Genomic DNA, 24,562 nt, shown 5'->3' with positions numbered 1-24,562 from the left:
GCGGGTAGCGCGTGTGCCTGTAGCCGCTGGCGCAGCCTGCGATCGACCGGTACGGTCGCAAGGCGGGCGACGCGGTTCAGTGGATGAGCCGCGTCAGGGCTGACAGCGAGTCCTTCGGCCTCGATCGCAGGCTGCGCCAGCGGCTACCTCTATCCGGCGTGCCCGCGATGCTTTTGGGGTCACAACAGATAGTGCTTCAGCTCGCGGGCAATCAGCATGCGCTGGATCTCGCTGGAGCCTTCGTAGATCTGGGTGATCCGCGCGTCCCGGTAATAACGCTCCACCGGGTAGTCCTCGAGGTAGCCGTAGCCGCCGTGGATCTGGATCGCCGAGGAGCAGACCTTCTCGGCCATTTCCGAGGCGAACAGCTTGGCCTGGGAGGCTTCCGACAGGCACGGCTGGCCGGCGCTGCGCAGGCGCGCGGCATGCAGGATCAGCAGGCGCGCGGCGTTGAGGCGGGTGTGCATGTCGGCCAGCAGGTTGGCGATGCTCTGGTGCTCGATGATCGGTTTGTCGAACTGCACCCGCTCGCGGGCGTAGGCCAGCGCCGCCTCGAACGCGGCACGGGCGATACCCAGGGCCTGGGCGGCGATGCCGATACGGCCGCCTTCGAGGTTGGACAGGGCGATGGCCAGGCCCTTGCCGCGCTCGCCCAGCAGGTTGGCTTCGGGGACGGTGCACTGGTTGAGGGTCACCGCGCAGGTGTCCGAGGCACGGATGCCCATCTTGTGTTCGCTGCGGTCGACGATAAAACCCGGGGTGTCGGTGGGCACCAGGAACGCCGACAGGCCTTTCTTGCCTAGCTGCGGATCGGTCACCGCGAAGACGATGGCCAGCTTGGCGCGCCGGCCGTTGCTGACGAACTGCTTGGCGCCGTTGATCACCCACTGGCCGTCCTTGAGTTCGGCGCGGGTGCGCAGGTTATGGGCTTCGGAACCGGCCTGGGGTTCGGTCAGGCAGAAGCAGCCGATCGCCTGGCCGCTGGCCAGGTCCGCCAGCCAGGCCTGTTTCTGTTCCTCGCTGCCGTAGTTGAGGATCGGCCCGCAGCCCACCGAGTTGTGGATGCTCATCAGCGCGCCGGTGGCGCCGTCGCCGGCGGAGATTTCTTCCACCGCCAGGGCGTAGGCCACGTAGTCGACATAGGTGCCGCCCCATTCCTCGGGGACCACCATGCCCAGCAGGCCCAGCTCGCCCATCTTCGCCACCAGGGCGTCATCGATCCAGCCGGCCTTTTCCCAGGCCTGGGCGTGGGGGGCGATTTCACCGCGGGCGAAGTCCCGGGCCATGTCGCGGATCATCACCTGCTCTTCGCTCAATTCAATGTCGTGCATGGCTCAGCTCCGGTTCGGGTCGAAAGCGCTGAAGAAACTCGCCACGTGCGCGGCGTCCAGCGCCTGCGGGGTGGGCGGGTTCCAGCGTGGGTTCTTGTCTTTGTCGATCAGCAGGGCGCGCACGCCCTCGATCAGGTCGCCGCGCTCGAACCATTGGCGGTCCAGGTGCAGCTCCAGGGCGAAACACTGTTCCAGGCTCAGCTGGCGACCGCGCCGGAGCATTTCCAGGGTCACGGCCATGGCCAGGGGCGAGCGGGTCGACAGCAGGTCGGCGGTGCTGGTGGCCCATTCATGAGTATCGCCCAGGGTCACTTCGCGCAGCTGTTGCACGATGCTCGGCACGTCGGCCTGGGCGAAGAAATGATCGATGACCGGGCGCAGCGCCGCCAGCGGTGCGTCCGGAAACTGCTGCACGGCGAGCTTGGCCAGCAGGCCTTGCAGGTCCTTGAGCGGGGTGTCGCGCCATTGCAGGTTGTCGAGGCGCTGGTCGAGCAGGCTCAGCTGGTCGCTCTCCAGGTACCAGTCCGCCAACCCGCAGTACAGGGCATCGGCGGCGCGGATCTGCACGCCGCTGACCCCCAGGTAGATGCCCAGCTCGCCGGGGATGCGCGACAGGAAGTAGCTGCCGCCGACATCCGGGAAATAACCGATGGCCACTTCCGGCATCGCCAGGCGGCTGCGCTCGGTGACCAGGCGCAGGTCGGCGCCCTGGACCAGGCCCATGCCGCCGCCGAGGACAAAACCGTCCATCAGCGCCAGCACCGGCTTGCGGTAACGGTGGATCGCCAGGTCCAGCGCGTATTCCTCGACGAAGAACTCCTCGTGCAGGGTCTGGCCGTTCTTGTAGCTGTCGTAGAGGGTGCGGATATCGCCGCCGGCGCAGAAGGCTTTTTCGCCGGCGCCGCGCAGGACCACTGCGTGCACCTGCGGGTCCTGGGCCCAGGCATCGAGCTGGCGCTGCAGGGTGCGCACCATGCCGAGGGTGATGGCATTGAGGCCGGCGGGGCGGTTGAGGGTCAGGTGACCGATATGGTTGCGGACTTCGGCCAGCACGTGCTGTTGCGAGGCGTCCACCGGCGCGGTGCCGGCGTCTCGCGTGGCCTGGGATGGAACCTGAGCAGTCATCACTAACTCCCTGCTTTTATTGTTCTTTATAGGTGTGTTCGCGCGCGAACGATGAAGGATCGTAACAGTGCAAATTTGCCATGTACAACCCGGATAACTGCAGGTTGGCTGTGCATTTTTGCATGAGGCGCAGCGCTCGCGATGGCGCCCTCCAAGGCCTGTTTTCAACGCCCCGCGCACTTGAACAATACGCTCTGGCTGAGCCGCAGCCGCTCCTCGCAGCCCAGGGGGTGCAGCTGTTCGCGGTCCTGGTCCAGGTCTTTGGCCCGGCGTGCCAGGTAGAAGGCGCCGCTGTCGGGCAATTCGGCGAGGCTCTTGATCCGCCGTGCCTGCCCCGCGCTGTAGAACTCCCCTGAGTAGGAGCGCCGCCCCCAGTAGTACAGCGGCGCGGCCTCCGTCGTCTGCAGGTCGCTCCAGGCCTGGGCCAGGGCTCGCTGGTTCTGTGGGCGCTGGAAGGTTCCGCCCTCGACCACCGCCACCGTCAATCCCAGGGGCAAGGCCAGCGCCAAGCCGGCCACCAGCTTGCCGGGGGCGTTCAAGCGGGTGCGCAGGGCCAGCGCCAGCAGCAGGCACCAGGCGGGCAGGGCGGGCAGCACATAGGTCCAGAGAATATTGCCGGAGAAGGTGAAGAACAGCGGGGTGGTAAGTGCCCACAAGCTGATGAAACTCAGGGATCGACGCATGTTTGCATGCTGCCGATAGACCCTGTACAGCAGGGGCAACAACAGGCTCCAGGGGAACAGCGCCAGCAGCAGGTCGAGCCAGATACTGCCAGTGGGGCGTGCATGGGCGCTGCCGTACAGGTCGCCGGCCCAGTCGCTGATCACATAACGCTTCCAGTGTTCGCCCACCAGGAAGTAATCGAGAAACCCCGGGCTGCGCAGTTCGGCCCAGATATACCAGGGCAGCGCCACCAACAGCATCAGCGACAGTCCGCTGAACCAGGGCAGGGCCCGGAGGGCGCGCCATTGTGTGTTCAACAAGGTCCAGAGCCCCGCCTGGACGCCCACCAGCACCAGCGCCAGCGGTCCCTTGGCCAGCAACCCCAGGCCCAGGCCGAAGAAGCCGGCCAGGGCCCAGGCCCGGTCGCCGTGCACGGTGCCGCGCCAGAAGCCATAACAGGCCAGCAGCACGGCGAAACCCAGGGCCGGATCGGTCAGCACCACGCCTGCCGAGACCAGGCCCAGGCTGGAGCTGGAAAACAGGATGGCCGCCACCAGCCCGGTGCGTTCGTCGTATTCCTCGCGGGCAAAGCGGATGAGGATCAGGCAACTGCCGACGTGCAACAGCCAGGCGGGCAAGCGCGCGGCGAATTCGTTGATGCCCAGCAGCTGCATGCTCAAGGCCTGGGTCCAGAAGGCCAGCGGCGGCTTGCCCCAGAAGGGCACGCCATAGTCGAACATCGGGGTGACCCAGTCGTCGAGTTCGAGCATCTTGCGCGCCATCTCGCCGTAGCGCGCTTCCGAGGTGTCCATCAGGGGGTAAAGGCCGAGCGTCATCAGACGCAGGCCGAGGATGCCGAGCAGCAGCCACCACCAGCTGCGGGTTGAAAGGCTGTTCATCGGATCTCGTCTTGTTCGCTGGATGGCACTGAGGGTGGCGCTTGCAGCCGCCGGGGAAAACCGCCAAAGGTGCTGCGCAGGAAATACAGCGGGCGGCGCTTGACCTCGACCAGCGTGGCGCCGATGTACTCGCCGACCATGGCGATGCCCACCAGGGCCAGGGCGAGTGCGCCGAGGATCAGGTGATGCACGTCGAAGGCATCGATGAACCACTGGCGCAGCAGGTAGCCGCCGGTCAGCAGCAGGGTCGCCAGGCTGAGCACGCTGAACCAGCGCAGGGGTTTGCGGGAGAAGGCCAGTACGCCCTCCATGGCCAGGTCCACCAGCGCCATGGGGCTCCACTTCGACTCGCCGGCGCCCCGGCGCGCTCGCTGGTAGGGGATCTCCACGGTCTTGAAACCCAGCCAGTTGACCAGGCCTTTCATCAGGGTGGCCCGCTCGGGCATGGTGCGCAGTGCATGCAGGGGCGCGGCGCCGATCAGGCGAAAGTCGCTGACGTCCGGCGGCACCGGGTACTTGTCCACTAGCAGGTTCATTAGCTTGTAATAGAGCTGCGCACCCAGGCGCTTGCCTGCCGTGTCACTGCGTCGGTCGCTGCGTTGCATGTTGACGATGTCGTGACCGGCCAGCCATTGGCGGACCATCAGCGGAATAAGTTCTGGCGGGTCCTGCAAGTCGGCATCGATAAACAGCACCGCATCGCCGCTGGCATGATCCAGCCCGGCGGACATCGCCGATTCCTTGCCGAAGTTGCGACTCAAGTTGAGGCAGCGTACTTGGGGCGTTTGGCAGAATGCTTCCAACAAGTCGGAACTGTCATCCTGGCTGCCGTCGTTCACATAGAGAACCTCGTAGACCAGTGAAAGTGTATCCATCACCAACATCAGGCGGCGATGGAACTCGGGTAATACATGGGCTTCGTTATAGCAGCAGATAATGATGCTGAGCATTTCGCCAGTATCTGGTCGAGCACAACTAGGTAACTTCATTTTTAAAAGTCCAGGTTCGATTTATCCAGTAACTGACCAGGGTCAGGCAGAGGGTGCTGAACACTTGCATCAGCAGTGGCGAGTCAGGTTCGAGGCGCAGCAGGAACAGCATCAGCAAGGCATTGCCGAGGTTGTAGCCGGCGGCCGTCAGGCAGAACCGCAGGGCCTGATCGGCCCTGGCCTCGTGGTCCGCCCGGGAAAAGGTCCAGCGTCGGTTGCCCTGATAGCTGACCCAGGTGCCCAGGCCGGCGCCCAGCAGGCTTGCCAGCAGAGCCGGCATGCAAGCGATGAGGACCAGGAACAGCGCGTAGTGACTCAAGGTGGCGAGAACGCCCACCAGGGCATAGCGGGAAAGTTGCTGCAGATAATGATTGAAGGCCGTTTTTAACGATTGCGACATCGACAGTTCCCAAGGTGGCGAGCGCACTAATTCTTGGAGGAGTTGTGTCGATATTAAGTGGGTGTTTTGTGAAAATATTGTTTCTCAGGTCAGTGAAGATATTTCACGAAGTAACCTGACAAATAAGTCATTATTTATTCGGCGCCAGTAAAGTCGCGGTGTTGTCGGACATGGTAATAAGCAAACTTACCGAAACATATCGTGGTTGTTATTCAGCTGTCAGCTTGTAACAGTCAGCCGCTGTGCAAGCGTTGAAAGCCTGGCTCGATGGCCGAGGGTCGTTACAATGGCGCTCGACTTTCGTGACCCAGAGGTTCCATGGACATCGACCTGGCCCGCACCTTTTTGCAAATCGTCCGCAGCGGCAGCCTGATCGCCGCGGCCGAGCGCCTGCACCTGACCCAGACCGCGATCAGCGCCCGGGTGCAGAACCTCGAAGGCCAGCTCAATTGCAAGCTGTTCGTGCGCAACCGCGCCGGGGCGCGGCTGACTGCCGACGGAGAGGCGTTCATCGTCTATGCCAACCAGCTGGTGCAGACCTGGGAGGCCGCCCAGCGCGACCTGCCGCTGCTGGCCGGTTATCGCAACGTGCTGCACATCGGCGGTGAAGTCAGCCTGTGCAATCCGCTGATGCTCAACTGGGTGCGCCGCTTGCGCCAGGCGATTCCCAGCTATGCGGTGCGCAGCCAGATCGCCGAGGGCGCGAGCCTGCAACGCCAACTGGAACTGGGTGTGCTGGATGCGGCTCTGGTGTTCCAGCCGGTGTACGGGCCGGGGTTGCAGGTCGAGCAGTTGCTCGAGGAAAAACTGATCCTGGTGCGCCTGGCCGGCAAGCCCGAGCCTTATGTGTACATCGACTGGGGCGAGGATTTCCGCCGCCAGCACGACGCGGCGCTGCCGGACCAGGCCAAGGCCGCGGTGGGGTTCAACCTCGGGCCGCTGGCCTTGCAGTTCATCCTCGAGGGCGGCGGCAGTGGCTACTTCCGTACCCGGGTGGTGCAGAGCTACCTGGACAGCGGCGTGCTGGAACGGGTGGAAAAGGCCCCGGAGTTCAACTTCCCGACCTACCTGCTGTACGCCCGCGAACGGGATTCGGCGGAGCTGCAGCAGGCCTTCGAAGTGCTGCGCGAAGTCATCGCCAGCGACACCGACTGGTCGCAGCGTTGGGACCCGATGATCTGAGTCGGGGCAATCTTGAAAACGCGGCGTCTGGTTTTACGACCGCTTCGCGCTCGAGCGCAGCCTGCGGCAGCGGCTACAGGGATCGCGGAGTCTGCGAGGCTGCGATCGGCAACGCAGTTGCCGTAAAGCCTGACTCCGCGATCTGTCCGGATATCCCCGATCAAACCCGCGACGCCAACACCTCACCAATACTGCGCCGGCGCGCATGGGCTTCGCTGGCATGGATCAGTTGCTCCAGGTCTTGCGGCGTGACGTCGAAGAACTCCTGCATCTCATCCAGCGCCAGCTTGAGGTCGGCGGCGGTGATGGCCAGGGCATCGGTGGATGGCTGCTCGGCGGGCAGCTGGGTCGCGGGTTCACTCTGGCCCTTGGGATAGCGGGTGCGGGTCAGGTTGTTATAGGCCAGGGCGCTGAGCAACAGGCACAGGGCCGCCAGCATCACCGGCCCGAGGGCCAGCCAGTCGAGGGCGATGGTCGCCGGGTCGGCCAGCACCATCGTCAGGGCCACCGCGCCGGCCGGCGGGTGCAGGCAGCGCAGCCAGCACATCAGCACCAGGGACATGCCGGCGGCCAGGCAGGCGCTGCCCAGGGTACGCCCGAGCACATGGGATACCAGCAACGCCAGGACCGCGGCGCACAGGTAGCCGCCGAGGATCGACCAGGGTTGCGCCAGCGCCCCGGACGACACCGCGAACAGCAGCACCGCCGAAGCCCCCAGCGGGCCGATCAGGTGCAGCGCCACCTCCATGCCGAACACCCGGCTGCACAACCAGACACTGAACAGCGTGCCCAAGGCCATGCCGATCGCGGCGCGGCTCCATTCCGAGGGGCGGGTATTGATGGCGGCGGGTTTCCAGCGAGCAAGCATGACGAAGCGATCCAATTCCGGTTCAGCGGGCAAAAAGAAGGGCTTGTCTGGATCACCAGAAAGCCCTGAAGCGTTCCAACAGTTGGGGGAGGAACCGGCACAGTGTGCCGATCAATCGAAGCGCCTACAAATTCATAATAATGCTGTTTAAATGCACTATTTTTGCACTGTCGCGACCTGCGCCACCCGCCGTCCGCTGATGAAACACAGCAGCCCGCCGAGGGCGGTCAAGGCGCTCAGGGCATAGAACATGGTCGGTGCCGGGGTGTGTACCAGCAGATAACCGCAGATCACCGGGCTCAAGGCGCCGCCCAGGGCCGCGAGGTTCTGCGCGCCGTAATAGCTGCCGCGCAGTGCCTCGGGGGCCAGGGTGTCGATGAACAGGAATTCCGCCGGGTAGATGATCATCTCGCCGAGGGTGAAGACGAACATCGCCAGGCACCAGCCCAGCAGGCTGTCGGCCAGGCTGAAGCCGATCAGGCCGAGGATGAACAGGCTGGTGCCGACGGCGATCCAGTGGCGCAATTGTTCGCGCTTGAGGAACCGGCCGATCTGGTACTGCAACAGGATCACGCTGATGGCGTTGCAGGCCAGCAGGGCGGCCATGGTGTCGAGGGCGCTTTTCGCGTCTTCGGTGACCAGCAGGTACTGCGACAGGTACAGGGTGAAACGCCCATGGACGATGGTGCTGAGCAGGCAGCCGCAGGTGAACATGATCAGCGTGCGGTCGTTTTTCAGGGTCACCAGGGTATTGAGGAAACTCTGCGGCTTGCTCAAGGGCAGGCCCGGCGTGGGTGGAATGCCGCGCATCAGCAGGGTGCTGAGAAAGGCGATGGCGCCGGCGATCAGGAACGGTGCCAGCGGCAGCTGCCCGGCGATCACCACGCCGAGCATGGGGCCGGTGGCGTAGCCGATATTGGTCAGGGTGTAGCGCAGGGAGAACACCCTGGCCCGCTGACTCACCGGCAGGTTCTCGCTGATGATCGCCTTGGAACCGATCAGGAACAGCGCCGAGGCGGTTTCGGTGATCACCAGGATCGCGGTGGTCAGGTAGAGGTTGTGGGCGAAGGTCAGTAGCACAAAACCGATGCCGCTGGAGAGCATGCTCAGGATCAGCAGCCGGCGCTTGTCCAGGCGGTCGAGGATGTAGCCGCCATAGAGCGCGAGCAGGGTGGCGATGAACACCGCGATCCCCAGCAGCAGGCCGACGTCCTGCTGGTCGAGGCTGAGTTTTTCGCTGAGGAACAGGGTGAGCAAGGGGCTGGTGATGGCGCGACTGACGACAATGGTCAGCGAGCAGATCATCAGGCGGCGGATAACCAGCGAATAAGTGGCCACGGTGGTGCATGAGTCCTTGTTGTCTGAGTGGGCGACAACCCCTAGCGATCCGGCAGCCCAGGCTTGCCATCGCATCGCGAGCAAGCCTCGCTCCTACAATTAGCAGGCAACGTCAGGCGCATGGCGCAGCGCCGGGCCGCTGGCAGGCCGTGGCGAACTTCCTCGGCCAGTACCTGCTGCAGGCGCGGCCCCAGTTGGTCGGCGTCCAGGGTGACGAAACCGCAACGCTGGTAGAAAGGTTCATTCCACGGCAATTGGCGGAAGGTGCTCAGGGTCAGGGCACTGAAGCCTTGCTGGCGCGCCTGTTCGCGCACCGTCTCCAGCAGGCGGCGGCCAATGCCGCGCCCCTGGGCGCTACTGGCGACCGAGATTTCCCAGATATGCAGTGCATTGGCGCAGGCTTCGGCGTCGAGGAAGGCGCACACCTCTTGATCGAGCACCGCCACCCACACCCGCTGCTGGCGGATATGCGCGCGGTGCTGCGCGGCGTCGGGCACCTCGGCATCGGCCAGCCAGGCCAGTTCGGGGTCGCGGCGAAACAGCGCGGCGGCGCTGCGTTCGATGGCGGGGAGCAGAAGGGCATCGGCCTCTGTGGCCAGGCGGATTTGCAGAGTCATGGGGCGCGAGTGTAAGGAGCCAGGGCGCGGTGGGGCAACCGTTCAGGGTTGGGGGGGTGGCAGGCAGGTGCAGCATGACGAAGTCGTTCTTGTCGAAGCGCCCGCTGAGCACCGGGGCCAGCCGCGCCAGGGGCGTGGCCTTGAGCGTCGCCAGGTCACTTTGATCCATCACCACCCAGGCTGGGCCTGGTATGGCGGCAAGGGCTTCGGCGCGTTCGGTGAACAGCGGCTGCAGATCCTGGTCGAGATGGACCATGAACTTGATGGCCTTGGCGTCCTTGCCCATATGGTGCAGCACCACCGGGGCCGGGTCCTGTTCGATCAGCTTCCAGGCGGCCAGGGTGAAGGTGCGGGTGTCGTAGAGCTGGCGGGCCAGCGGCTCGAACCCAAGGATATAGGCACTCCAGACGGCCAGCACGGCCCCCAGGGCCAGGCCGCCAATCCGCCAGCGCGGCATGCGCAACAGGCCCAGCGCCGCCAGCTGAAAAACGCCGAGCAACACCAGCAGAGGGGTCAAGCCGGCCAAGGGTTCGGCAAAGCGCCGCTGCACCACCAGCAACGCCGCTATCAGCAATCCGGGTGTCAGCAGCCACAGGGCCTGGATGCCCTGGCGCAGCCAGGCCAGGCCGCGACCCTGGATATCGTGGAAGGGATAAGCCGCGACGATCGCCAGCATGGGCAACATCGGTAGCAGGTAGCGGGCTTTTTTCGCCTGGGGAATCGACAGGCCGATCAACACCAGCAGGGCCGCGGCGCTGCACAGCACCAGCAGCCTGCGCGCGCGGTCCTGCTGTTCGCGGGGGCCGAGCCACACTGCCAGCCAGGTCAGGATCGCCAGCGGGTAGGCCAGGGCATAGTTGCCCAGGGAGCTGCTGAAGTAATAGAACGGGCCGCTGCTGCCTTCGCTGCCATCCATGCGCCCGATGAACTGCATGCGGATCACCTCCTGCACAAAGGCCGGGCCGCCGCTCAGTCGGGCCAGCCCCAGCAACAGCGCCACGCACGCCAGCAGCAGGAGCAGGGCGCAGCCACCGAAGATGAACATCCGCCGCCACTGGCCTTCGAGCAGGTAATAGCTGCACAGCATGCCGCAGGGAATCACCAGGCCGATCGGCCCGCGAATGGCGAACCCCGCGACCAGCAACGCGAGGATCAGCCACAGGCGGCGCGGCGCGGCGAAATGATCGTGCGCATACCCCAGGTAGAACACCGCCAGGGCGATGGCCGCGAGCATCAGGTCGAGGGAGACGGCGCGGGTTTCGCTGATGAAGGTGCTGCTGAGCAACAGCAGGGCGATGCTGGTCAAGGCCCAGGTTTTTGAACTGGGCGCCAGCAGGCGGTACATGAGGTTGACGATCAGCGCCCCGGCGATGGCCGTGGGCAGCCAGGCCGCGAGTGTCGTGACCTGGCCCGAGGCCAGGGCGAACAGGTCGATCAGCAGGGTCGAGGCGCTGGAGTAGTCAGCGTAGGGTTGGCCGTAGGTGGTGGGAAAGAAGCCCGGTCCATGGCGCAGCATTTCCTTGGCGAACAGCACGAAGCGCGAATCGAAGCCGATCACCGCCACTTGCCCGGCGCCGGCACAGAACAGCAGCAGGGCCAGCAGCCCCAGCCCCCAGGCTTGCCAATGCAGGGTGCTGGAAGGCGTGCTGCCGGCCCTGGGCATTCAGGCCTTGGCCCTGGCGTCGGCCCATTGCCGGTGAGGAATCGGCAGGCGGCGCGACTCGCCGCGACCGATCGGGAAGTAGGTGAAGCCGCCACGGGCCAGGCGCTCGGCGTCGTACAGGTTGCGCCCGTCGAAGATCACCGGGGCCTTGAGGCGCTGTTGCAGCAGCTGGAAGTCCGGCGCCTTGAACTGCTGCCACTCGGTGCAGATGATCAGCGCGTCGGCGTCGTTGAGCACCGATTCCGGGGTGCCCATCAGCATCAGCTTTGGCTCGTCGGGGTACAGGCGCTGGGTTTCCTGCATGGCTTCCGGGTCGAAGGCGCGCACGTTGGCGCCGGCGGCCCATAGCGACTCCAGCAGCACCCGGCTGGGGGCGTCGCGCATGTCGTCGGTGTTGGGTTTGAAGGCCAGGCCCCAGAGGGCGAAGGTCTTGCCTTTCAGGTCGCCCTGGTAGAAGGCGTTGATGCGCTCGAACAGCTTGTGTTTCTGCCGTTCGTTGATGGCTTCCACCGCTTGCAAAAGGTCGCTGGAGCAATGGGCCTGCTCGGCGCTGTGGATCAGCGCGCGCATGTCCTTGGGGAAACACGAGCCGCCATAACCGCAGCCCGGGTAGATGAAGTGGTAGCCGATGCGCGAGTCGGCGCCGATCCCCAGGCGCACCGATTCGATGTCGGCCCCCAGGTGTTCGGCCAGCTCGGCGATCTGGTTGATGAAGCTGATCTTGGTCGCCAGCATGCAGTTGGCGGCGTACTTGGTCAGCTCGGCGCTGCGCAGGTCCATGAACATGATGCGGTCATGGTTGCGGTTGAAGGGGGCGTAGAGGTCGCGCATCACGTCGCGGACTTCTTCGCGCTCGCAGCCGACGATGATCCGGTCCGGACGGCGGCAATCGGAAACCGCCGAGCCTTCCTTGAGGAATTCCGGGTTGGAGACGATATCGAACTGCAGGGCGCGCCCGTCCAGGGCCTTTTCGATATGGGCTTTCAAGGTGTCGCCGGTGCCTACCGGCACCGTGGATTTCTCCACCAGGATCACCGGCTGCTCACGGTGCCGGGCCACGGCGTCGCCCACCGACAGCACATAACGCAGGTCGGCCGAGCCGTCCTCGCTGGACGGCGTGCCGACCGCGATAAACAGCACCTGGCCATGTTGCACCGCGAGCTTTTCGTCGCTGGTGAAGCTCAGGCGTTTGCTTTCCAGGTTGTCGCGCACCAGGCTCGACAGCCCGGGCTCGAAGATACTGACGTGCCCCTGTTGCAACTGCTGGACTTTGTGCTCGTCAATGTCCATGCAGATGACATCGTGGCCGACTTCGGCCAGCACGGCGGCCTGTACGAGGCCGACGTAACCACTTCCAAATACGCTGATTTTCATGGGGTATTCCTGGGACTTGTCGCGGGAGCAGGTCGTGAGTTGATGATAATGACGCCGAGGATGACCAGGGCCACCCCCAGGGTTTTCGAAAGACTGAACGGCTCGTTGAACAGCGGCAGCGCGGCGGCCAGCAGGTAGACCAGGGCGTAGCTGATGCTGAGCAGGGAATAGGCCCGGCCCAGCGGCAGGTCGCGCAACGCCGCCAGCCAGCAGAGCATCGACAGGACATAGGCGAGGATTGCCGCCAGCACCACGCCCAGCGCCAGCAGGTCGACCTGGCCACTGGACAGCGCCGCCAGCCAGTCCGCCGGCGTCGGCAGGCGGGTCATGCTCCAGCGCATGCCCAGTTGCGCGGTGCTGACCAGCAGCACGCTGCCCATGGCGAAAGTGAAACCGCGAACCCGGCTCATGCGTGGCGACTCAACAGCAGTACGCCAGCGAGCACCAGCACCACGCCGAGCCAGTGGCGGCGGTCGATGGCTTCATGGAAGACGAAGCGGGCGATCAGGGTGATCAGCACGAAGTTCAGGCTGAGCATCGGGTAGGCAATGCCGACCTCGACCCGTTGCAGCACCAGCAACCACACCAGCAAGCCCAGGCCGAGGCTGGCCAGGGCCAGCCACAGCCAGGGCGAGCGCAGTTTGTCGAGCGCGCCCGAAGGCTGGCCGCGCCAGCTTTCCACGGCGAACTTCTGGGCGATCTGGCCCAGGCAGGTCAGCAGGCAGGCGACGAGTAGCAGCAACAGGCTCATGGTTGGCTCTGAGGGAAGATCAGGATCACGAGATTGCCCTGGTCATAACGTTTGAAATCCTGCGGCAACAGATCGATTTCGTAGTGTTCGTCGCCATTGATACGCATCACCACGGCCACCTGACCCAGCTTGCGGGCCGCAGGCATCCATTCGCCGACCTTGCGCAGGTCGATGTAACGATGCTGGGTGTCAGGATAGGCCAGGCCATATTTCACTTCGCCTGTCGTGTTGTACAAGGCGATATCCGGGCGCTTGAGGCGCCAGGCCAGGGCCGAGGCGGCGCCCAGGTCATTGCTCACCAGGGTGTGGCTCCGGGCGAGTTCCTCGGCGTGATCGATGATGAATTGATCCGGCATCTTGTTGTAGACCACCGAGTTCGGCAGGCCGGCGGGCAGCAGGGCGATGAACAGCCAGCTGCCGAGCGCCGGCGCGGCCCACAGGCGCAGCGGGCGGAAGGCCGGCAGCAGGTTGCTCATGTTCCAGCCAAGCAGGGCCAGGAACACCAGCACCAGGTGCCCGGGCTCGTTGCTGTACAGCGGCTTCTTCAGCTGGAAATACACCAGCGCCAACAGCAGCAACAGGCCCAGCACCAGGTTGAGCACAGCGTTGAGGCGGATGATCCGGGTCTGCCCGGCGTGCAGCCGGTCGCTCAGGCTATTGCCCATCAGCAGCGCCAGCGGCAGCAGGCACGGCAGGATATAGGCTGGCAGCTTGCCCTTGCTCAGGCTGAAGAACGCCAGCGGCAGGATCAGCCACAGCAGCAGGAAACCGATGCTCGCCTGGCGCCGGGTCTGCCAGGCCTGCTTCAAGGCGCCCGGCAGCACCAGGACCCAGGGCATGCTGAACGCCACCAGCAGCGGCAGGTAGTACCACCATGGTGAAGCGTGCTGGGCGTCGTCACCGGCAAAACGACGGATGTGTTCATGCCAGAAAAAGAAGCGCCAGTAATCCGCTTCCTGGGCATGCACCGCCAGGGCCCACGGCAGGCTGACGACAATCGCCACCAGCACCGCCACACCGCCGTAGACAAACAGCTCGCGCAAGCGTTTCTGCCAGAGCATGTAGGGCAGGGCGATCAGCACCGGCAGCAGCCAGGCGAGGAAACCCTTGGTCATGAAGCCCATGCCACAGGCGAAGCCCAGGCCGGTCCAGGCCAGCAGGCGGCCGCGCAGCGTCTGGTTGTCCAGGGCGAACCACAGCGCCACCAGGCTCAGGTTGACCCAGAAGGTGAACTGCGGGTCGAGGTTGGCATAACCACCGGCGCCGACCACCACGCAGAAGCTCATGTACAGCAGGGCGCAGACCAGGCTCTTGCGCGGGTCGTTCCACAGCCGCCTGGCCAGCAGGTAGGTGAGCAGCACGCTCAGGCCCATGCTCAGGGCCGAAGCCACCCGCACGCCGAACAGGTTCTGGCCGAACACCGCCTGGCCGAGGGCGATCATCCAGTAGCCGGCGGCCGGCTTCTCGAAATAACGGATGCCCATGAAATGCGGCGATGCCCAGTGGCCGGTCAGGAGCATTTCCTGGCTGATCTGCGCATAGCGGGTTTCATCGGGAATCCACAAACCGTGGGTGGCCATCGGCAGCAGGTAGAACAGGCCGAAGGCAAGCAGTAAAAGAGGCAGGGCCCAGCGTCTGGTCATGCGCCTTGCACCCCCAGCCAGCCTTCGCGGCCTTCGAGGGCGCCACGAATGACCTGCCCCTGGGGCAGGCTCTGCAAGGACGCGGGCAACAGCTCGCCCAGGGCAGTGAAATGAATGTCGCGCTGGCGGGCTTGCGCCAGCAGTTGGCGAAAATCGTTGGCCATCAGAATCCCTTCGACCTCGGCGTGAATGGTGTAGACGTTGAGCCTGTCGGGGCTGAACCGGTCCAGGATGAATGTGTTGAAGTCGTGGGCCACGACGGTCGGCCCGACCACTTCGTCGAAGGTCGGCAGGTCGACCGGAATCTGCGGGGCGCCCAGGCCGCCATCCGCCAGCCGCGGCTGGAAGATCGAGGTGCCGCGGCAGTCGCTGTTGTAGCGAAAGCCGAAGCCCTGCTTGGCCTCGATCACCGACTCGTCGGCGCGCCAGCCGGCGGCCGCCGAACAGTCGATGCGCTGGCCGAGAATGTCATTGAGGGTGTCGACGCCCTGGCGAATCTGCTCGATCAGCTGCGCCTGGTTCCAGCGCCCGGCATTGGCCTGCCAGCCGTGGTGATCCCAGGCGTGCAGGCCGACTTCATGACCGGCGTCCCGGGCCTGACGCATCAGGTGCCCGAGGTCGCGACCGATCGGCTTGCCCGGCCAGGCGGTGCCCGCCAGCAGGATGTCCCAGCCATACAGGCCGACGGCGTTGGAACGCAGCATCTTCCACAGAAATTGCGGGCGGATCAGGCGCCACAGGTGGCGCCCCATGTTGTCCGGGCCGACGCTGAAGAAGAAGGTGGCCTTGATCCCGGCCTCGTCGAGCAGTTCCAGCAACCGCGGCACCCCCTCACGGGTGCCGCGATAGGTGTCGACATCGATTCGCAGACCTGCCTGCATCAGCATGCTTCTTCTTTAGAGGGCTCCGCGATTTCGAGCATGGCTTCGCGCAGGAAGAAGTCCAGCGTGTTGCCGATGGTTTGCTTCATCTCGACGGTCGGCTCCCAGTTCAGCAGGCGCTTGGCGTTGGCGATGCTCGGCTTGCGGTGTTCCACGTCCTGGTAGCCGGCGCCGTAGAACGACTTGCTCTCGACCTCGCGGAAACCGGCGAACGGCGGGAAGTTGCCACGCAGCGGGTGGGCCTCGAACTGGCGCAGCAGCTCTTCGCCCAACTGGCGGATACTGGCTTCGTTGTCCGGGTTGCCGATGTTGATGATCTGGCCGTTGCACACATCGTTTTCGTTGTCGACGATGCGCGCCAGGGCCTCGATGCCGTCGGCGATGTCGGTGAAGCAGCGCTTCTGCTCGCCACCGTCGAACAGGCGGATCGGCGTGCCTTCCACCAGGTTGAGGATCAGCTGGGTGATGGCCCGGGAGCTGCCGATGCGTGCCGAGTCCAGGCGGTCCAGGCGCGGCCCCATCCAGTTGAACGGACGGAACAGGGTGAAGTTCAGGCCCTTGCTGCCGTAGGCCCAGATCACCCGGTCCAGCAACTGCTTGGACACCGAGTAGATCCAGCGCTGCTTGTTGATCGGGCCGACGATCAGGTTGGAGCTGTCTTCGTCGAAGTTCTGGTCCTGGCACATGCCGTAGACCTCGGAGGTCGACGGGAAGATCACGCGTTTGTTGTACTTGACGCAGTAGCGGACCAGCTTGAGGTTCTCTTCGAAGTCCAGTTCGAACACGCGTAGCGGGTTGCGGGTGTATTCGATCGGCGTGGCGATGGCCACCAGCGGCAGGACCACGTCGCACTTCTTGATGTGGTACTCGATCCACTCGGAGTGAATGCTGATATCGCCTTCGACGAAGTGGAAGTGCGGGTGGTCGCGCAGGCGCTCGATGGCGTCGGAGCCGATATCCAGGCCGTAGACTTCGTACTTGTCGTCACGCAGCAGGCGCTCGGACAGGTGGTTGCCGATAAAGCCGTTGACGCCGAGGATCAGCACCCGGGTACGCCGTGGGGCACGGCCGGATTCGGCGCCGCGCAGCAGCGAGCCGTCCACCAGGCCCAGCTCGTTGGCCAGTTGCGGGCCGCTGAGGTACAGGCCGTTATCGTTGCGCTGGCCGGCGTTGATCCGCAGCGAGTCCTGGCCACAGGCGATGCGCAGCGGGTCGACGCTGATCACCCGGCCCGGGGCCTGGCCGTCGTTGCCCTTGACCACCTCGGCGCTCCAGACGATCAGCTTGTGTTCGCCCACGGCGCAGAACGCGCCCGGGTAAGGCTTGGTCACGGCACGCACCAGGTTGAACAGCTGTTCGGCCGGCTGGCTCCACAGCAACTTGCCGTCGGCCGCGGTGCGGCGACCGAAGTAGCTGGCCCTGGATTCGTCCTGGGCGGTTTCGCTGACCTTGCCTTGCGCCAGGGCGGGCAGGGTGTCGCGCAGCAGGCTGGCGGCGGCGGCGCGCAGCTTGCCGTGCAGGCTCAGCGCGGTATCGCTGCGTTCGATGGCCACCCGCTGCTGGGCAATGATCGCCCCGGCGTCGGCGCGCTTGACCATGCGGTGCAGGGTCACGCCGGTTTCGCTTTCGCCATTGACCAGCACCCAGTTGGCCGGCGCGCGGCCACGGTAGCTCGGCAGCAGCGAACCGTGCAGGTTGAACGCGCCTTTGCTGGCGGTGGCCAGCAGCGCTTCGTTGAGCAGGTTGCGATAGTAGAAGGAGAAGATGTAGTCAGGCTTCAGCTTGGCGATGCGCTCGATCCACAGCGGGTGGTTGGCGTCCTCCGGGGCATGCACCGGGATGCCCTTGAGCGAGCACAACTGGGCCACGGAGGCGTAGAAGGTGTTTTCCTGCGGATCGTCGGCATGGGTGAAGACCGCGCCGATTTCATAGCCTGCATTGAGCAGGGCTTCGAGGCCTGCGCAGCCGATATCGTGATAGGCGAAGACAACAGCTTTATGACTCATGGCGAAACCTGATCGGAGAGAGTGGAAGTTAGACCGTCGACCGTGACAGCGGGAGCAGGGGCGGCAGGCTGGCTGCGCAGGACTTTTTCAATGAAGAAGCGTGGGCGGGCGCGCACATCGCTGTACATGCGCCCCAGGTATTCACCCAACAGGCCCATGCCGATGAACTGGCCACCGGTGAACACGAACAGGATGGCGAACAGCACGAACATACCGTCGCCGGCCCATTCGGAACCGAACACCAGGCGCAGGAAAATCAGCAACAGGGCGAACAGCACACCGAGGCCGGCCATGCTGAAACCGATGATGCTCAGCAGGCGCAGCGGCGTGGTGGTCATGCAGGTGATCAGGTCGAACATCAGGTTGATCAGGCGCATCGGGCTGTACTTGGAATCGCCGTGTTCACGCTCGGCGTGGTTCACCAGCACCTCGGTGGTGTGGCGGGCGAAGCTGTTGGCCAGGATCGGGATAAAGGTGCTGCGTTCGCGGCAGGCGAGCATGGCGTCGACCACACTGCGGCGGTAGGCGCGCAGCATGCAGCCGTAGTCGTTCATGGCCACGCCGGTGGAGCGTTGCACGGCCAGGTTGATCAGCTTCGACGGCCAGCGGCGCCAGGCGGAATCCTGGCGGTTGTTGCGCACCGTGCCGACCACGTCGTAGCCCAGCTCGGCCTGGGCCACCAGGTGCGGGATTTCTTCCGGCGGGTTCTGCAGGTCGGCATCCAGGGTGATGACCACGTCGCCGCGGCACTGCTCGAAACCGGCCATGATCGCCGCATGCTGGCCGTAGTTGCGGTTGAGGATCACCGCCACCACCGGGCTGCCTTCGCGGCTGGCGGCGTCCTCGAGGATCTGTGCCGATTCGTCGCGGCTGCCGTCGTCGACCAGGACGATCTCGAAATCGTGCTTGAGCTGGCGGCATGCCGCTACAGTGCGGCGCAGCAGTTCGGGCAGGCTCTGTTCTTCGTTGTAGACCGGAATGACGATCGACACGAACTGGATTGGGTAAGGTTTCAAAGGCTTCGGTCCAGACAGGTTTTGATGGCGCCGACGACCCGCTCGACATCGTCGAGGGTCATGTCGGGGAACAGCGGAATCGAGCACAGGCGTGTCGAGTTCCATTCGGTGTTGGGTAAATGCACATCCGGGAAGCGCTGGCGGTAATAACTGTGCAGGTGAGTGGCGACGAAATGGATGCCACTGCCGATGTTCTGTTCCTGCAAAGCCTTCATGAAGCCGTCGCGATCGATGCCGCAACGCTCGGCGTCGATGCGCAGGATGAACAGGTGCCAGGCATGCTGTTGCGGATACGTCGGCAGGTGCAGCGGTTGCACCGGCAGGTCGCGCAGTTGCTCCAGATAGGCGTTGGCCAGGACTTCGCGCTGGCGATTGATCGCGTCCAGGCGCTGCAACTGCACCAGGGCGATGGCGGCATTGATATCCGCCAGGTTGTATTTGAAGCCGGGCTCGATCACCTCGGCCTGGGGCTTGCGCCCGTGGGTCAGGCGGTCATAGGCGTCGACACCCAGGCCATGGAACTTGAGCATGCGCACCCGGTTGGCCAGGGCCTCGTCATTGCTGACGAACATCGCGCCTTCGGCGCAGGTCATGTTCTTGATCGCATGGAAGGAAAAGATCGCCGTGCCCCGGGCGCCGACGGGCCGCCCGCGATAGGTAGTGCCGGCGCCGTGGGCGGCGTCCTCGATCACCGCGATCCCGTGTTTGTCGGCCAGGGCGTAGAGCGGGTCGAGATCGAAGGCGGCGCCGGCGTAATGCACCGGGATGATCGCCTTGGTCCGTGGCGTGATCGCTGCTTCAACCGTGGCGGCGTCGGTCATCAGGGTGTGCGGGTCGACATCGACGAAGACCGGCGTCGCCCCCAGCAGGCAGATCATGTTGGCGGTGGAAACCCAGGTCTGCGAGGGGGTGATCACCTCGTCGCCGGGACCGATCCCCAGGGCCAGCAAGGTGATGTGCATGCCGCCGGTGGCCGACGACAGCGCCACCGCGTGCTTGCAGCCGACCCGCGCGGCGAATTGCTGCTCGAGCTCCTGGTTTTTCGGTCCGGTGGTGATCCAGCCGGAACGTAGAACCTGCTCGACCGCAGCAACCTCTTCATCGCCGATACTCGGGCGCGAGAAAGGAAGGAAAACCTGGTTCATTTAGACCTCGGGGAAAAAAGGATTTCAGCAATCGAAAGAAGAAAAAGCGCCTGTGCTACAGATGGGGTTATTCAAAAAAGGCGTTTTTGGTTCGGTCATTGAAGCGCGTCCATAAGTGAGGTCGGTATGCTCATCCATGCCTGATTGCAGTAAAGATCATGCAAGGTAAAAGTAAAGCCAGATCAATGTGTTAGCTTTTGTCTCGATTAGATGGCCGAGCTGGCTCCCAGCGCCCCTGAATGGATTCAGGTTAAGCGGAAAAATGTGAAACGAACATGAAAAAAAGGCCAACGGCGCGTTTATCTTTCACCTAGACAGCCGGTGTTCAGACTTCGCCACTCGTTGACCGGGAAAACCCCGGTTGCAGCAATCCCAAAGGTGTTTTTTTGCGCTGATAACATGGGTGAAAGTCGCTTGGTCGAGAGACGTTCTTCAACTTTGCGGGCGCCACTGTTTTCAAGCGTCACTTGAACCAAGGCGCATCCGTTTGCACACCAGCGATCCATGGACGCTCTATCTGGTTGCCTTGACACTTTCAGGCCGCCCGACCATGGCGACCGATACGACCTTCGATAAGGCCGTCGCGTTCCCGTCGTATACTGCGCAGGGTCTGTAGCGCCGCCCGATCATTTGCCTGAAGTCAAACAATAGTGAAGAAAACGGGGGCTATCTTTGTCCGAATCGGCAGAAGCAGGGTACCGACAACCACACTGCTCTACCATTCACACCCTGACCACCGACCACTCAATATCGAATAAAAGCCAATAAGAGGCTCGTTGTGTGATTGACAGAACACCAGCCAAAGGCGTTTCTCTTTTCACCCTGTTGTTACTGCCGCTATTTTTGGGATCGATTCCTGTGCTCGGGGCACAGGAGCCCCTCGAGTTCCTGGTGCCGGACGCACCGCCCCTGACCCTGATCGATCAGGGCGATCGTCACGGCATAGTCGGTGACATTGTCTTGCAGGCGCTGAAAAACAGCGGGTATGCCAGCGAACCCAGAGCCCTGCCGTGGGCGCGGGCGCAGAAATATGCCATTGAAAAGGACAACGTCCTGATCGCTCCACTCAGCCGCACACCCGAGCGGGAACATCGCTACACCTGGATTGCCCCGATCATGCAGATGGACCGGGCGTTTTTCAGCCTCGAGCATAAAGTGGCGAGCTTCGAAGAAGCCCGGCGGCGTTTCAAGGCCATCGCCGTGGGGCTGGGCAGTGCCCAGGAAGAAATCCTGCGCAGCAAAGGCTTCGCCCCGGAACAGATCTATGCGATCAAGATCGGCGGAAACCCCGCGCAACTGTTGTTGAAGGGCAGGGTGGACGCCTGGTTCAACGGGGTCCAGGAAAGCCGGTATATCTGGAAGCGCGTCTCCAGCCGGCCGCTGTTGATGAGCCCGCCCATGGTCAGTCATGAGCTTTACCTTGCCTGTTCCAAAGTGTGCAACGCCGATGTCGTGACCCATGTCGCGAAAGCCATAGAAACCATGCGCCGTGACGGTTATATCGAGAAAGTCAAAGGTCGCTATCTAAATAACGATTCGATGGCAAAGTCGACAAAGTCAGGCAGCTTGTAATTGAGTGGGCCATCAGTCCTGGTAACAACGAAGTTTGCCTGGCGGCCAGGATAGGTTTATTCGGACAGCACATCCTCATTGACTCGAATGATCTCATTGAGGTTTTTCAGGGTGTTGTTGAAGTGGTCCTTGGCATGGTTGAGCTTCTTGAATTGCTGCGCCAGTTCCCTGGTCTTTTGCTGCAGAGCTTCTTCACGTTTATCCAGTTCGCACTGACGCTCTTCTTGTTGCGCGCGTAGCGCACTGTCGGCTTGCCGATCCTGATCAAGTTGCCGTTGCCATTGTTGTAACTGTTCTTCCTTCCGTTCGAACAGGCGCTCTTTCTCCTGCAGTTGAGACTCCCTGGAGTTCAAGGTCTGCTGTTGTGCCTGGCTGTGCTGTTTCTGCTGCTTGAGCCGGTCGGCGATAGTGGAAAACTCCATCAGGCTGACCTCTACATCCTGCAGGAACTGCTCGGGGTCGGTGCCCGGGAAAGGCCAGTCGTCATCCTGGAAGCCGCCCGGGTTCTGCTGCTCGGCCGGCATCGGCAGGGGGCCGGCATCGGAGTAGCGAATTTCGGCCGCAGGCGCCTCTGGCCGGGGGCTTTCCGTTTCGCAGCCATCGGCAGTCTCGGTGGATTCGTGGTGTTCCTGTTCCGCGCTGTGGTCCAACTGTTCGTCGAGCTGTGCCAGGGCGGCGTCGAGTTGCTGGTCATCGATGACGGTGGGTGAATGTTCAACCGCCGGGCCAGATTGAGCTGAAGCCTGGAAGCTCAGCAGCCTGGCGACCCATTCCTTCTTGGTGCTCAAGAGTCGATGGTCCGCCGCGGCGGCGGCGGGCAACTGTTGTTTGTTCAGGTCCAGCAGATGGTAGGGCACATCGCTTTCACGGCGTTCGCCAGTGGCGGCTTCGCGCAGGATCTGGCCGAACACGCGCATCGCCAGTTGCCCATCTTCGTCCGAGTCCAGGGCGCCCAGGCAGTAATTACCGCCTTCGTTGAATAACAAAGCGATATAGACGCGCAGATTATCATCATCAATGCTTTCGTTCAGGCTATAGGCGAGAAAGTTTCGACCTGCTTCTGGAACAGAAAAACTGCAGAGCAAAGCCGCAGTCAGCATTTGCTGCTCTTTGTTTTCGATGAAGATAGTACGTAAGAGCATATGTCTCCCAGTAAACTCAAGTAAAAATATGAGGGGTAGGATACTAGGAAATAATGTCAGCTGGCGTTAAGAGCAATACTTTGCATGAGTAAGATAAATCTTATATTTCTACTGAATGATCTTGTTCATATGGCTTTATACCCTTATTGAAAATATCAGCGTGTATTGTATTGCGCCCATTCCGGCACAACACGGCTATTGATCCTGTTGCAACTACCCAATCCCAACCCCCTGCTGAATATGAATGGCCTTTAGCTGTTCACCTCAGACTTCTCTTGTTGAACCTGGAAGCCATGATCGAAATATCAAAACTAACCAAGTCTTTTTCCGGACAGGTCGCGGTCGACGATCTGTCCTGTCATATCGGCCCGGGAGAAGTTCTGGGGATTCTTGGGCCAAACGGTGCAGGTAAATCCACCACGATGAAAATGCTCACCGGCTTTCTGGCGCCGACCTCCGGCACCGCGAGCATCATGGGGTTCGACATCCGCACCCAGACCCGTCACGCCCAGCAGCAGATGGGTTACTTGCCGGAAGGCGCACCCAGCTACAGCGATATGGCGGTACAGGGGTTTCTCGAGTTCATTGCCAGCGTTCGCGGCTATCGCGGCGCACAGAAGCGCGAACGGGTGGATCGAGTGATCGACCTGCTGGAGCTGGGCGAAGTCCGGCGCCAGACCATCGAGACCCTGTCCAAGGGCTTCACCCGCCGGGTCGGCCTGGGCCAGGCGATCCTCCACGATCCGCGGGTGCTGATTCTCGACGAACCCACCGACGGGCTCGACCCGAACCAGAAGCAACTGGTTCGCCAACTGATCCAGGACTTGGGCCAGGACAAGATCGTGATCATCTCGACCCACATCCTCGAAGAAGTCTCGGCCGTCTGTAACCGCGCCCTGATCATCAGCAATGGCCGCTTGCTGGCCGACAGCACGCCGTATGAGCTGGAGCGCAGTTCGCGCTATCGCCAGGCGGTGACCTTGCAGGCCGACGAGCCGCTGGACCTGCTGGCCCTGGTGGTATTGCCGGGCGTGGCGGGCGTCGAGGAGAACCCGGCCGAGGGCAGCCTGACCCTGCTGGCGCGGCCTGGCGAGGTGATTTTCCCGCAGGTCAACGCGCTGGTAACCGCGCGTGGCTGGAAGATGAAGCGCCTGGAACTGGAGCAGGGTCGTCTCGATGAAGTGTTCCAGACCCTGACCCGAGGAGGATCGGCATGAGACAGCTACCGGTGATTTTCAAGCGCGAGCTGGGCAGTTATTTCGCCACGCCGCTGGCCTTCGTGTTCATCGAGATCTTCCTGGTGCTCTCGGGCGTCTTCACCTTCTACCTGGGCAGTTTCTACGAGCGTAACCAGGCGGACCTGGCGCCGTTCTTCGACGTCCATCCCTGGCTTTATCTGTTCCTCCTGCCGGCCCTGGCCATGCGCCTGTGGTCGGAGGAGCGCAAGTCCGGCAGCATCGAATTGCTGATGACCCTGCCGGTGAGCTGTTTCGAAGCGGTGGTCGGCAAGTTCCTCGCCGCCTGGGTCGTCGCCGGCCTCACCCTGCTGTTGACCCTGCCCATGGTGCTGACCGTGAATTACCTGGGCAACCCGGACAACGGCGTGATCCTGACCGGTTATCTGGGCAGTTGGTTGCTCGCCGGCGCCTACCTGGCGATCGGCTCCTGCATGTCGGCCATGGCCAAGAGCCAGGTGATCGCCCTGATCCTCGCCTTCACGGTGTGTTTCCTGTTCGTTGCCTGCGGTTTCTCCCTGGTGCTGGATGCCATCAACCCGTGGGCGCCGCAATGGCTGTTGGACTTGCTGGCCTCGCTGAGCCTGCTGACGCATTTCGGCGCGATCAGCAAAGGGCTGATCGACCTGCGCGATCCGCTGTATTTCCTCAGCGTGATCGTCGCCTGGCTGATGGCCACGGTGGTGACGGTCAACCTGAAGAAAGCCGAGTGAGGACGATTC

The 24,562-nt window shown here is 63.2% G+C and carries 21 protein-coding genes and 1 pseudogene; 4 read left to right on the top strand and 18 right to left on the bottom strand.

Annotation, left to right across the window (positions count from 1 at the left end; genetic code table 11):
* Window positions 1-179: 179 nt before the first annotated feature.
* From H0I86_RS17230 to H0I86_RS17210, 5 genes are all read right to left on the bottom strand, one after another.
* A complete protein-coding gene (locus H0I86_RS17230) occupies window positions 180-1,331 on the bottom strand; it encodes an acyl-CoA dehydrogenase family protein (RefSeq protein WP_180921412.1) in 1,152 nt (383 codons plus the stop codon).
* A 3-nt stretch (window positions 1,332-1,334) separates the two neighbouring features.
* Entirely contained in the window at window positions 1,335-2,456 is a 1,122-nt protein-coding gene (locus tag H0I86_RS17225; protein WP_180921411.1) for an enoyl-CoA hydratase/isomerase family protein, read from the bottom strand.
* Window positions 2,457-2,620: 164 nt separating this feature from the next.
* Window positions 2,621-4,018, bottom strand: coding sequence for an ArnT family glycosyltransferase (locus H0I86_RS17220; RefSeq protein ID WP_180921410.1), 1,398 nt, complete (start codon window positions 4,016-4,018; stop codon window positions 2,621-2,623).
* Window positions 4,015-4,968 (bottom strand): glycosyltransferase family 2 protein, encoded by a 954-nt coding sequence (locus H0I86_RS17215; RefSeq protein ID WP_258019333.1) that lies wholly within the window; start codon window positions 4,966-4,968, stop codon window positions 4,015-4,017. The genes H0I86_RS17220 and H0I86_RS17215 overlap by 4 nt, the downstream gene beginning before the upstream one ends.
* A 25-nt stretch (window positions 4,969-4,993) precedes the next feature.
* Entirely contained in the window at window positions 4,994-5,407 is a 414-nt protein-coding gene (locus tag H0I86_RS17210) for a GtrA family protein (RefSeq protein WP_180921408.1), read from the bottom strand.
* A gap of 318 nt (window positions 5,408-5,725) precedes the next feature.
* Between H0I86_RS17210 and H0I86_RS17205 the strand changes: the two genes are divergently transcribed.
* Entirely contained in the window at window positions 5,726-6,589 is an 864-nt protein-coding gene (locus H0I86_RS17205) for a LysR family transcriptional regulator (protein WP_180921407.1), read from the top strand.
* Between the two features lie 160 nt (window positions 6,590-6,749).
* Here the strand turns inward: H0I86_RS17205 and H0I86_RS17200 are convergent, their stop codons facing one another.
* The 12 genes and pseudogenes from H0I86_RS17200 to arnB form a co-directional block, all read right to left on the bottom strand.
* Window positions 6,750-7,457 (bottom strand): HPP family protein, encoded by a 708-nt coding sequence (locus H0I86_RS17200; RefSeq protein ID WP_180921406.1) that lies wholly within the window; start codon window positions 7,455-7,457, stop codon window positions 6,750-6,752.
* Between the two features lie 156 nt (window positions 7,458-7,613).
* The gene (locus H0I86_RS17195) at window positions 7,614-8,795 is read right to left on the bottom strand and encodes an MFS transporter (protein WP_180921405.1); all 1,182 of its coding nucleotides are present in this window, start codon (window positions 8,793-8,795) and stop codon (window positions 7,614-7,616) included.
* Between the two features lie 41 nt (window positions 8,796-8,836).
* Entirely contained in the window at window positions 8,837-9,412 is a 576-nt protein-coding gene (locus H0I86_RS17190) for a GNAT family N-acetyltransferase (protein WP_180921404.1), read from the bottom strand.
* Window positions 9,413-9,464: 52 nt separating this feature from the next.
* Window positions 9,465-11,075: pseudogene (locus tag H0I86_RS17185) on the bottom strand (ArnT family glycosyltransferase); the annotation flags it as partial.
* Window positions 11,076-12,449 (bottom strand): UDP-glucose dehydrogenase family protein, encoded by a 1,374-nt coding sequence (locus H0I86_RS17180; protein ID WP_180921403.1) that lies wholly within the window; start codon window positions 12,447-12,449, stop codon window positions 11,076-11,078. It abuts the pseudogene before it with no gap.
* Window positions 12,446-12,859 (bottom strand): 4-amino-4-deoxy-L-arabinose-phosphoundecaprenol flippase subunit ArnF, encoded by a 414-nt coding sequence (gene arnF / locus H0I86_RS17175; RefSeq protein WP_180921402.1) that lies wholly within the window; start codon window positions 12,857-12,859, stop codon window positions 12,446-12,448. Before arnF ends, H0I86_RS17180 begins: the two co-directional genes overlap by 4 nt.
* Entirely contained in the window at window positions 12,856-13,200 is a 345-nt protein-coding gene (gene arnE, locus H0I86_RS17170; protein WP_009048973.1) for a 4-amino-4-deoxy-L-arabinose-phosphoundecaprenol flippase subunit ArnE, read from the bottom strand. Before arnE ends, arnF begins: the two co-directional genes overlap by 4 nt.
* Window positions 13,197-14,843, bottom strand: a complete 1,647-nt coding sequence (gene arnT, locus H0I86_RS17165; RefSeq protein WP_180921401.1) for a lipid IV(A) 4-amino-4-deoxy-L-arabinosyltransferase — start codon at window positions 14,841-14,843, stop codon at window positions 13,197-13,199. The genes arnE and arnT overlap by 4 nt, the downstream gene beginning before the upstream one ends.
* Window positions 14,840-15,724 (bottom strand): 4-deoxy-4-formamido-L-arabinose-phosphoundecaprenol deformylase, encoded by an 885-nt coding sequence (gene arnD / locus H0I86_RS17160; RefSeq protein WP_180925861.1) that lies wholly within the window; start codon window positions 15,722-15,724, stop codon window positions 14,840-14,842. The genes arnT and arnD overlap by 4 nt, the downstream gene beginning before the upstream one ends.
* The gene (arnA, locus tag H0I86_RS17155) at window positions 15,724-17,730 is read right to left on the bottom strand and encodes a bifunctional UDP-4-amino-4-deoxy-L-arabinose formyltransferase/UDP-glucuronic acid oxidase ArnA (RefSeq protein ID WP_180921400.1); all 2,007 of its coding nucleotides are present in this window, start codon (window positions 17,728-17,730) and stop codon (window positions 15,724-15,726) included. The genes arnD and arnA overlap by 1 nt, the downstream gene beginning before the upstream one ends.
* Window positions 17,727-18,746, bottom strand: a complete 1,020-nt coding sequence (gene arnC / locus H0I86_RS17150) for an undecaprenyl-phosphate 4-deoxy-4-formamido-L-arabinose transferase (protein WP_180921399.1) — start codon at window positions 18,744-18,746, stop codon at window positions 17,727-17,729. Before arnC ends, arnA begins: the two co-directional genes overlap by 4 nt.
* A complete protein-coding gene (gene arnB / locus H0I86_RS17145) occupies window positions 18,743-19,891 on the bottom strand; it encodes a UDP-4-amino-4-deoxy-L-arabinose aminotransferase (RefSeq protein ID WP_180921398.1) in 1,149 nt (382 codons plus the stop codon). Before arnB ends, arnC begins: the two co-directional genes overlap by 4 nt.
* 780 nt (window positions 19,892-20,671) lie before the next feature.
* Here arnB and H0I86_RS17140 point away from each other — a divergent pair.
* A complete protein-coding gene (locus H0I86_RS17140) occupies window positions 20,672-21,463 on the top strand; it encodes a substrate-binding periplasmic protein (RefSeq protein WP_180921397.1) in 792 nt (263 codons plus the stop codon).
* A gap of 56 nt (window positions 21,464-21,519) precedes the next feature.
* Here H0I86_RS17140 and H0I86_RS17135 read toward each other — a convergent pair whose 3' ends face one another.
* Window positions 21,520-22,563, bottom strand: a complete 1,044-nt coding sequence (locus H0I86_RS17135; RefSeq protein ID WP_258019332.1) for a hypothetical protein — start codon at window positions 22,561-22,563, stop codon at window positions 21,520-21,522.
* A 335-nt stretch (window positions 22,564-22,898) separates the two neighbouring features.
* On the opposite strand from H0I86_RS17135, the gene H0I86_RS17130 reads away from it, so the two are divergent.
* Together H0I86_RS17130 and H0I86_RS17125 are read left to right on the top strand one after the other, a co-directional pair.
* Window positions 22,899-23,822, top strand: a complete 924-nt coding sequence (locus H0I86_RS17130; protein WP_180921395.1) for an ABC transporter ATP-binding protein — start codon at window positions 22,899-22,901, stop codon at window positions 23,820-23,822.
* The gene (locus H0I86_RS17125; RefSeq protein ID WP_038579079.1) at window positions 23,819-24,553 is read left to right on the top strand and encodes an ABC transporter permease subunit; all 735 of its coding nucleotides are present in this window, start codon (window positions 23,819-23,821) and stop codon (window positions 24,551-24,553) included. The genes H0I86_RS17130 and H0I86_RS17125 overlap by 4 nt, the downstream gene beginning before the upstream one ends.
* Window positions 24,554-24,562 lie beyond the last annotated feature (9 nt).

The sequence above is a fragment of the Pseudomonas chlororaphis subsp. aurantiaca genome (genome assembly GCF_013466605.1).
Lineage (GTDB): Bacteria > Pseudomonadota > Gammaproteobacteria > Pseudomonadales > Pseudomonadaceae > Aquipseudomonas > Aquipseudomonas chlororaphis_I.
This window is presented reverse-complemented; position numbering and strand designations above follow the sequence as displayed.

Bases quoted from the DNA above. Each gene is read 5' to 3' on its own strand.
- H0I86_RS17180 (WP_180921403.1), bottom strand. From the start codon at position 12,449: ATGAAAATCAGCGTATTTGGAAGTGGTTACGTCGGCCTCGTACAGGCC.
- arnE (WP_009048973.1), bottom strand. From the start codon at position 13,200: ATGAGCCTGTTGCTGCTACTCGTCGCCTGCCTGCTGACCTGCCTGGGC.
- arnB (WP_180921398.1), bottom strand. From the start codon at position 19,891: ATGAACCAGGTTTTCCTTCCTTTCTCGCGCCCGAGTATCGGCGATGAA.
- H0I86_RS17230 (WP_180921412.1), bottom strand. From the start codon at position 1,331: ATGCACGACATTGAATTGAGCGAAGAGCAGGTGATGATCCGCGACATG.
- arnA (WP_180921400.1), bottom strand. From the start codon at position 17,730: ATGAGTCATAAAGCTGTTGTCTTCGCCTATCACGATATCGGCTGCGCA.
- H0I86_RS17225 (WP_180921411.1), bottom strand. From the start codon at position 2,456: ATGACTGCTCAGGTTCCATCCCAGGCCACGCGAGACGCCGGCACCGCG.
- H0I86_RS17215 (WP_258019333.1), bottom strand. From the start codon at position 4,968: ATGCTCAGCATCATTATCTGCTGCTATAACGAAGCCCATGTATTACCC.
- H0I86_RS17190 (WP_180921404.1), bottom strand. From the start codon at position 9,412: ATGACTCTGCAAATCCGCCTGGCCACAGAGGCCGATGCCCTTCTGCTC.
- H0I86_RS17125 (WP_038579079.1), top strand. From the start codon at position 23,819: ATGAGACAGCTACCGGTGATTTTCAAGCGCGAGCTGGGCAGTTATTTC.
- arnD (WP_180925861.1), bottom strand. From the start codon at position 15,724: ATGCAGGCAGGTCTGCGAATCGATGTCGACACCTATCGCGGCACCCGT.
- H0I86_RS17130 (WP_180921395.1), top strand. From the start codon at position 22,899: ATGATCGAAATATCAAAACTAACCAAGTCTTTTTCCGGACAGGTCGCG.
- H0I86_RS17205 (WP_180921407.1), top strand. From the start codon at position 5,726: ATGGACATCGACCTGGCCCGCACCTTTTTGCAAATCGTCCGCAGCGGC.
- H0I86_RS17220 (WP_180921410.1), bottom strand. From the start codon at position 4,018: ATGAACAGCCTTTCAACCCGCAGCTGGTGGTGGCTGCTGCTCGGCATC.
- arnT (WP_180921401.1), bottom strand. From the start codon at position 14,843: ATGACCAGACGCTGGGCCCTGCCTCTTTTACTGCTTGCCTTCGGCCTG.
- H0I86_RS17210 (WP_180921408.1), bottom strand. From the start codon at position 5,407: ATGTCGCAATCGTTAAAAACGGCCTTCAATCATTATCTGCAGCAACTT.
- H0I86_RS17200 (WP_180921406.1), bottom strand. From the start codon at position 7,457: ATGCTTGCTCGCTGGAAACCCGCCGCCATCAATACCCGCCCCTCGGAA.
- arnF (WP_180921402.1), bottom strand. From the start codon at position 12,859: ATGAGCCGGGTTCGCGGTTTCACTTTCGCCATGGGCAGCGTGCTGCTG.
- H0I86_RS17135 (WP_258019332.1), bottom strand. From the start codon at position 22,563: ATGCTGACTGCGGCTTTGCTCTGCAGTTTTTCTGTTCCAGAAGCAGGT.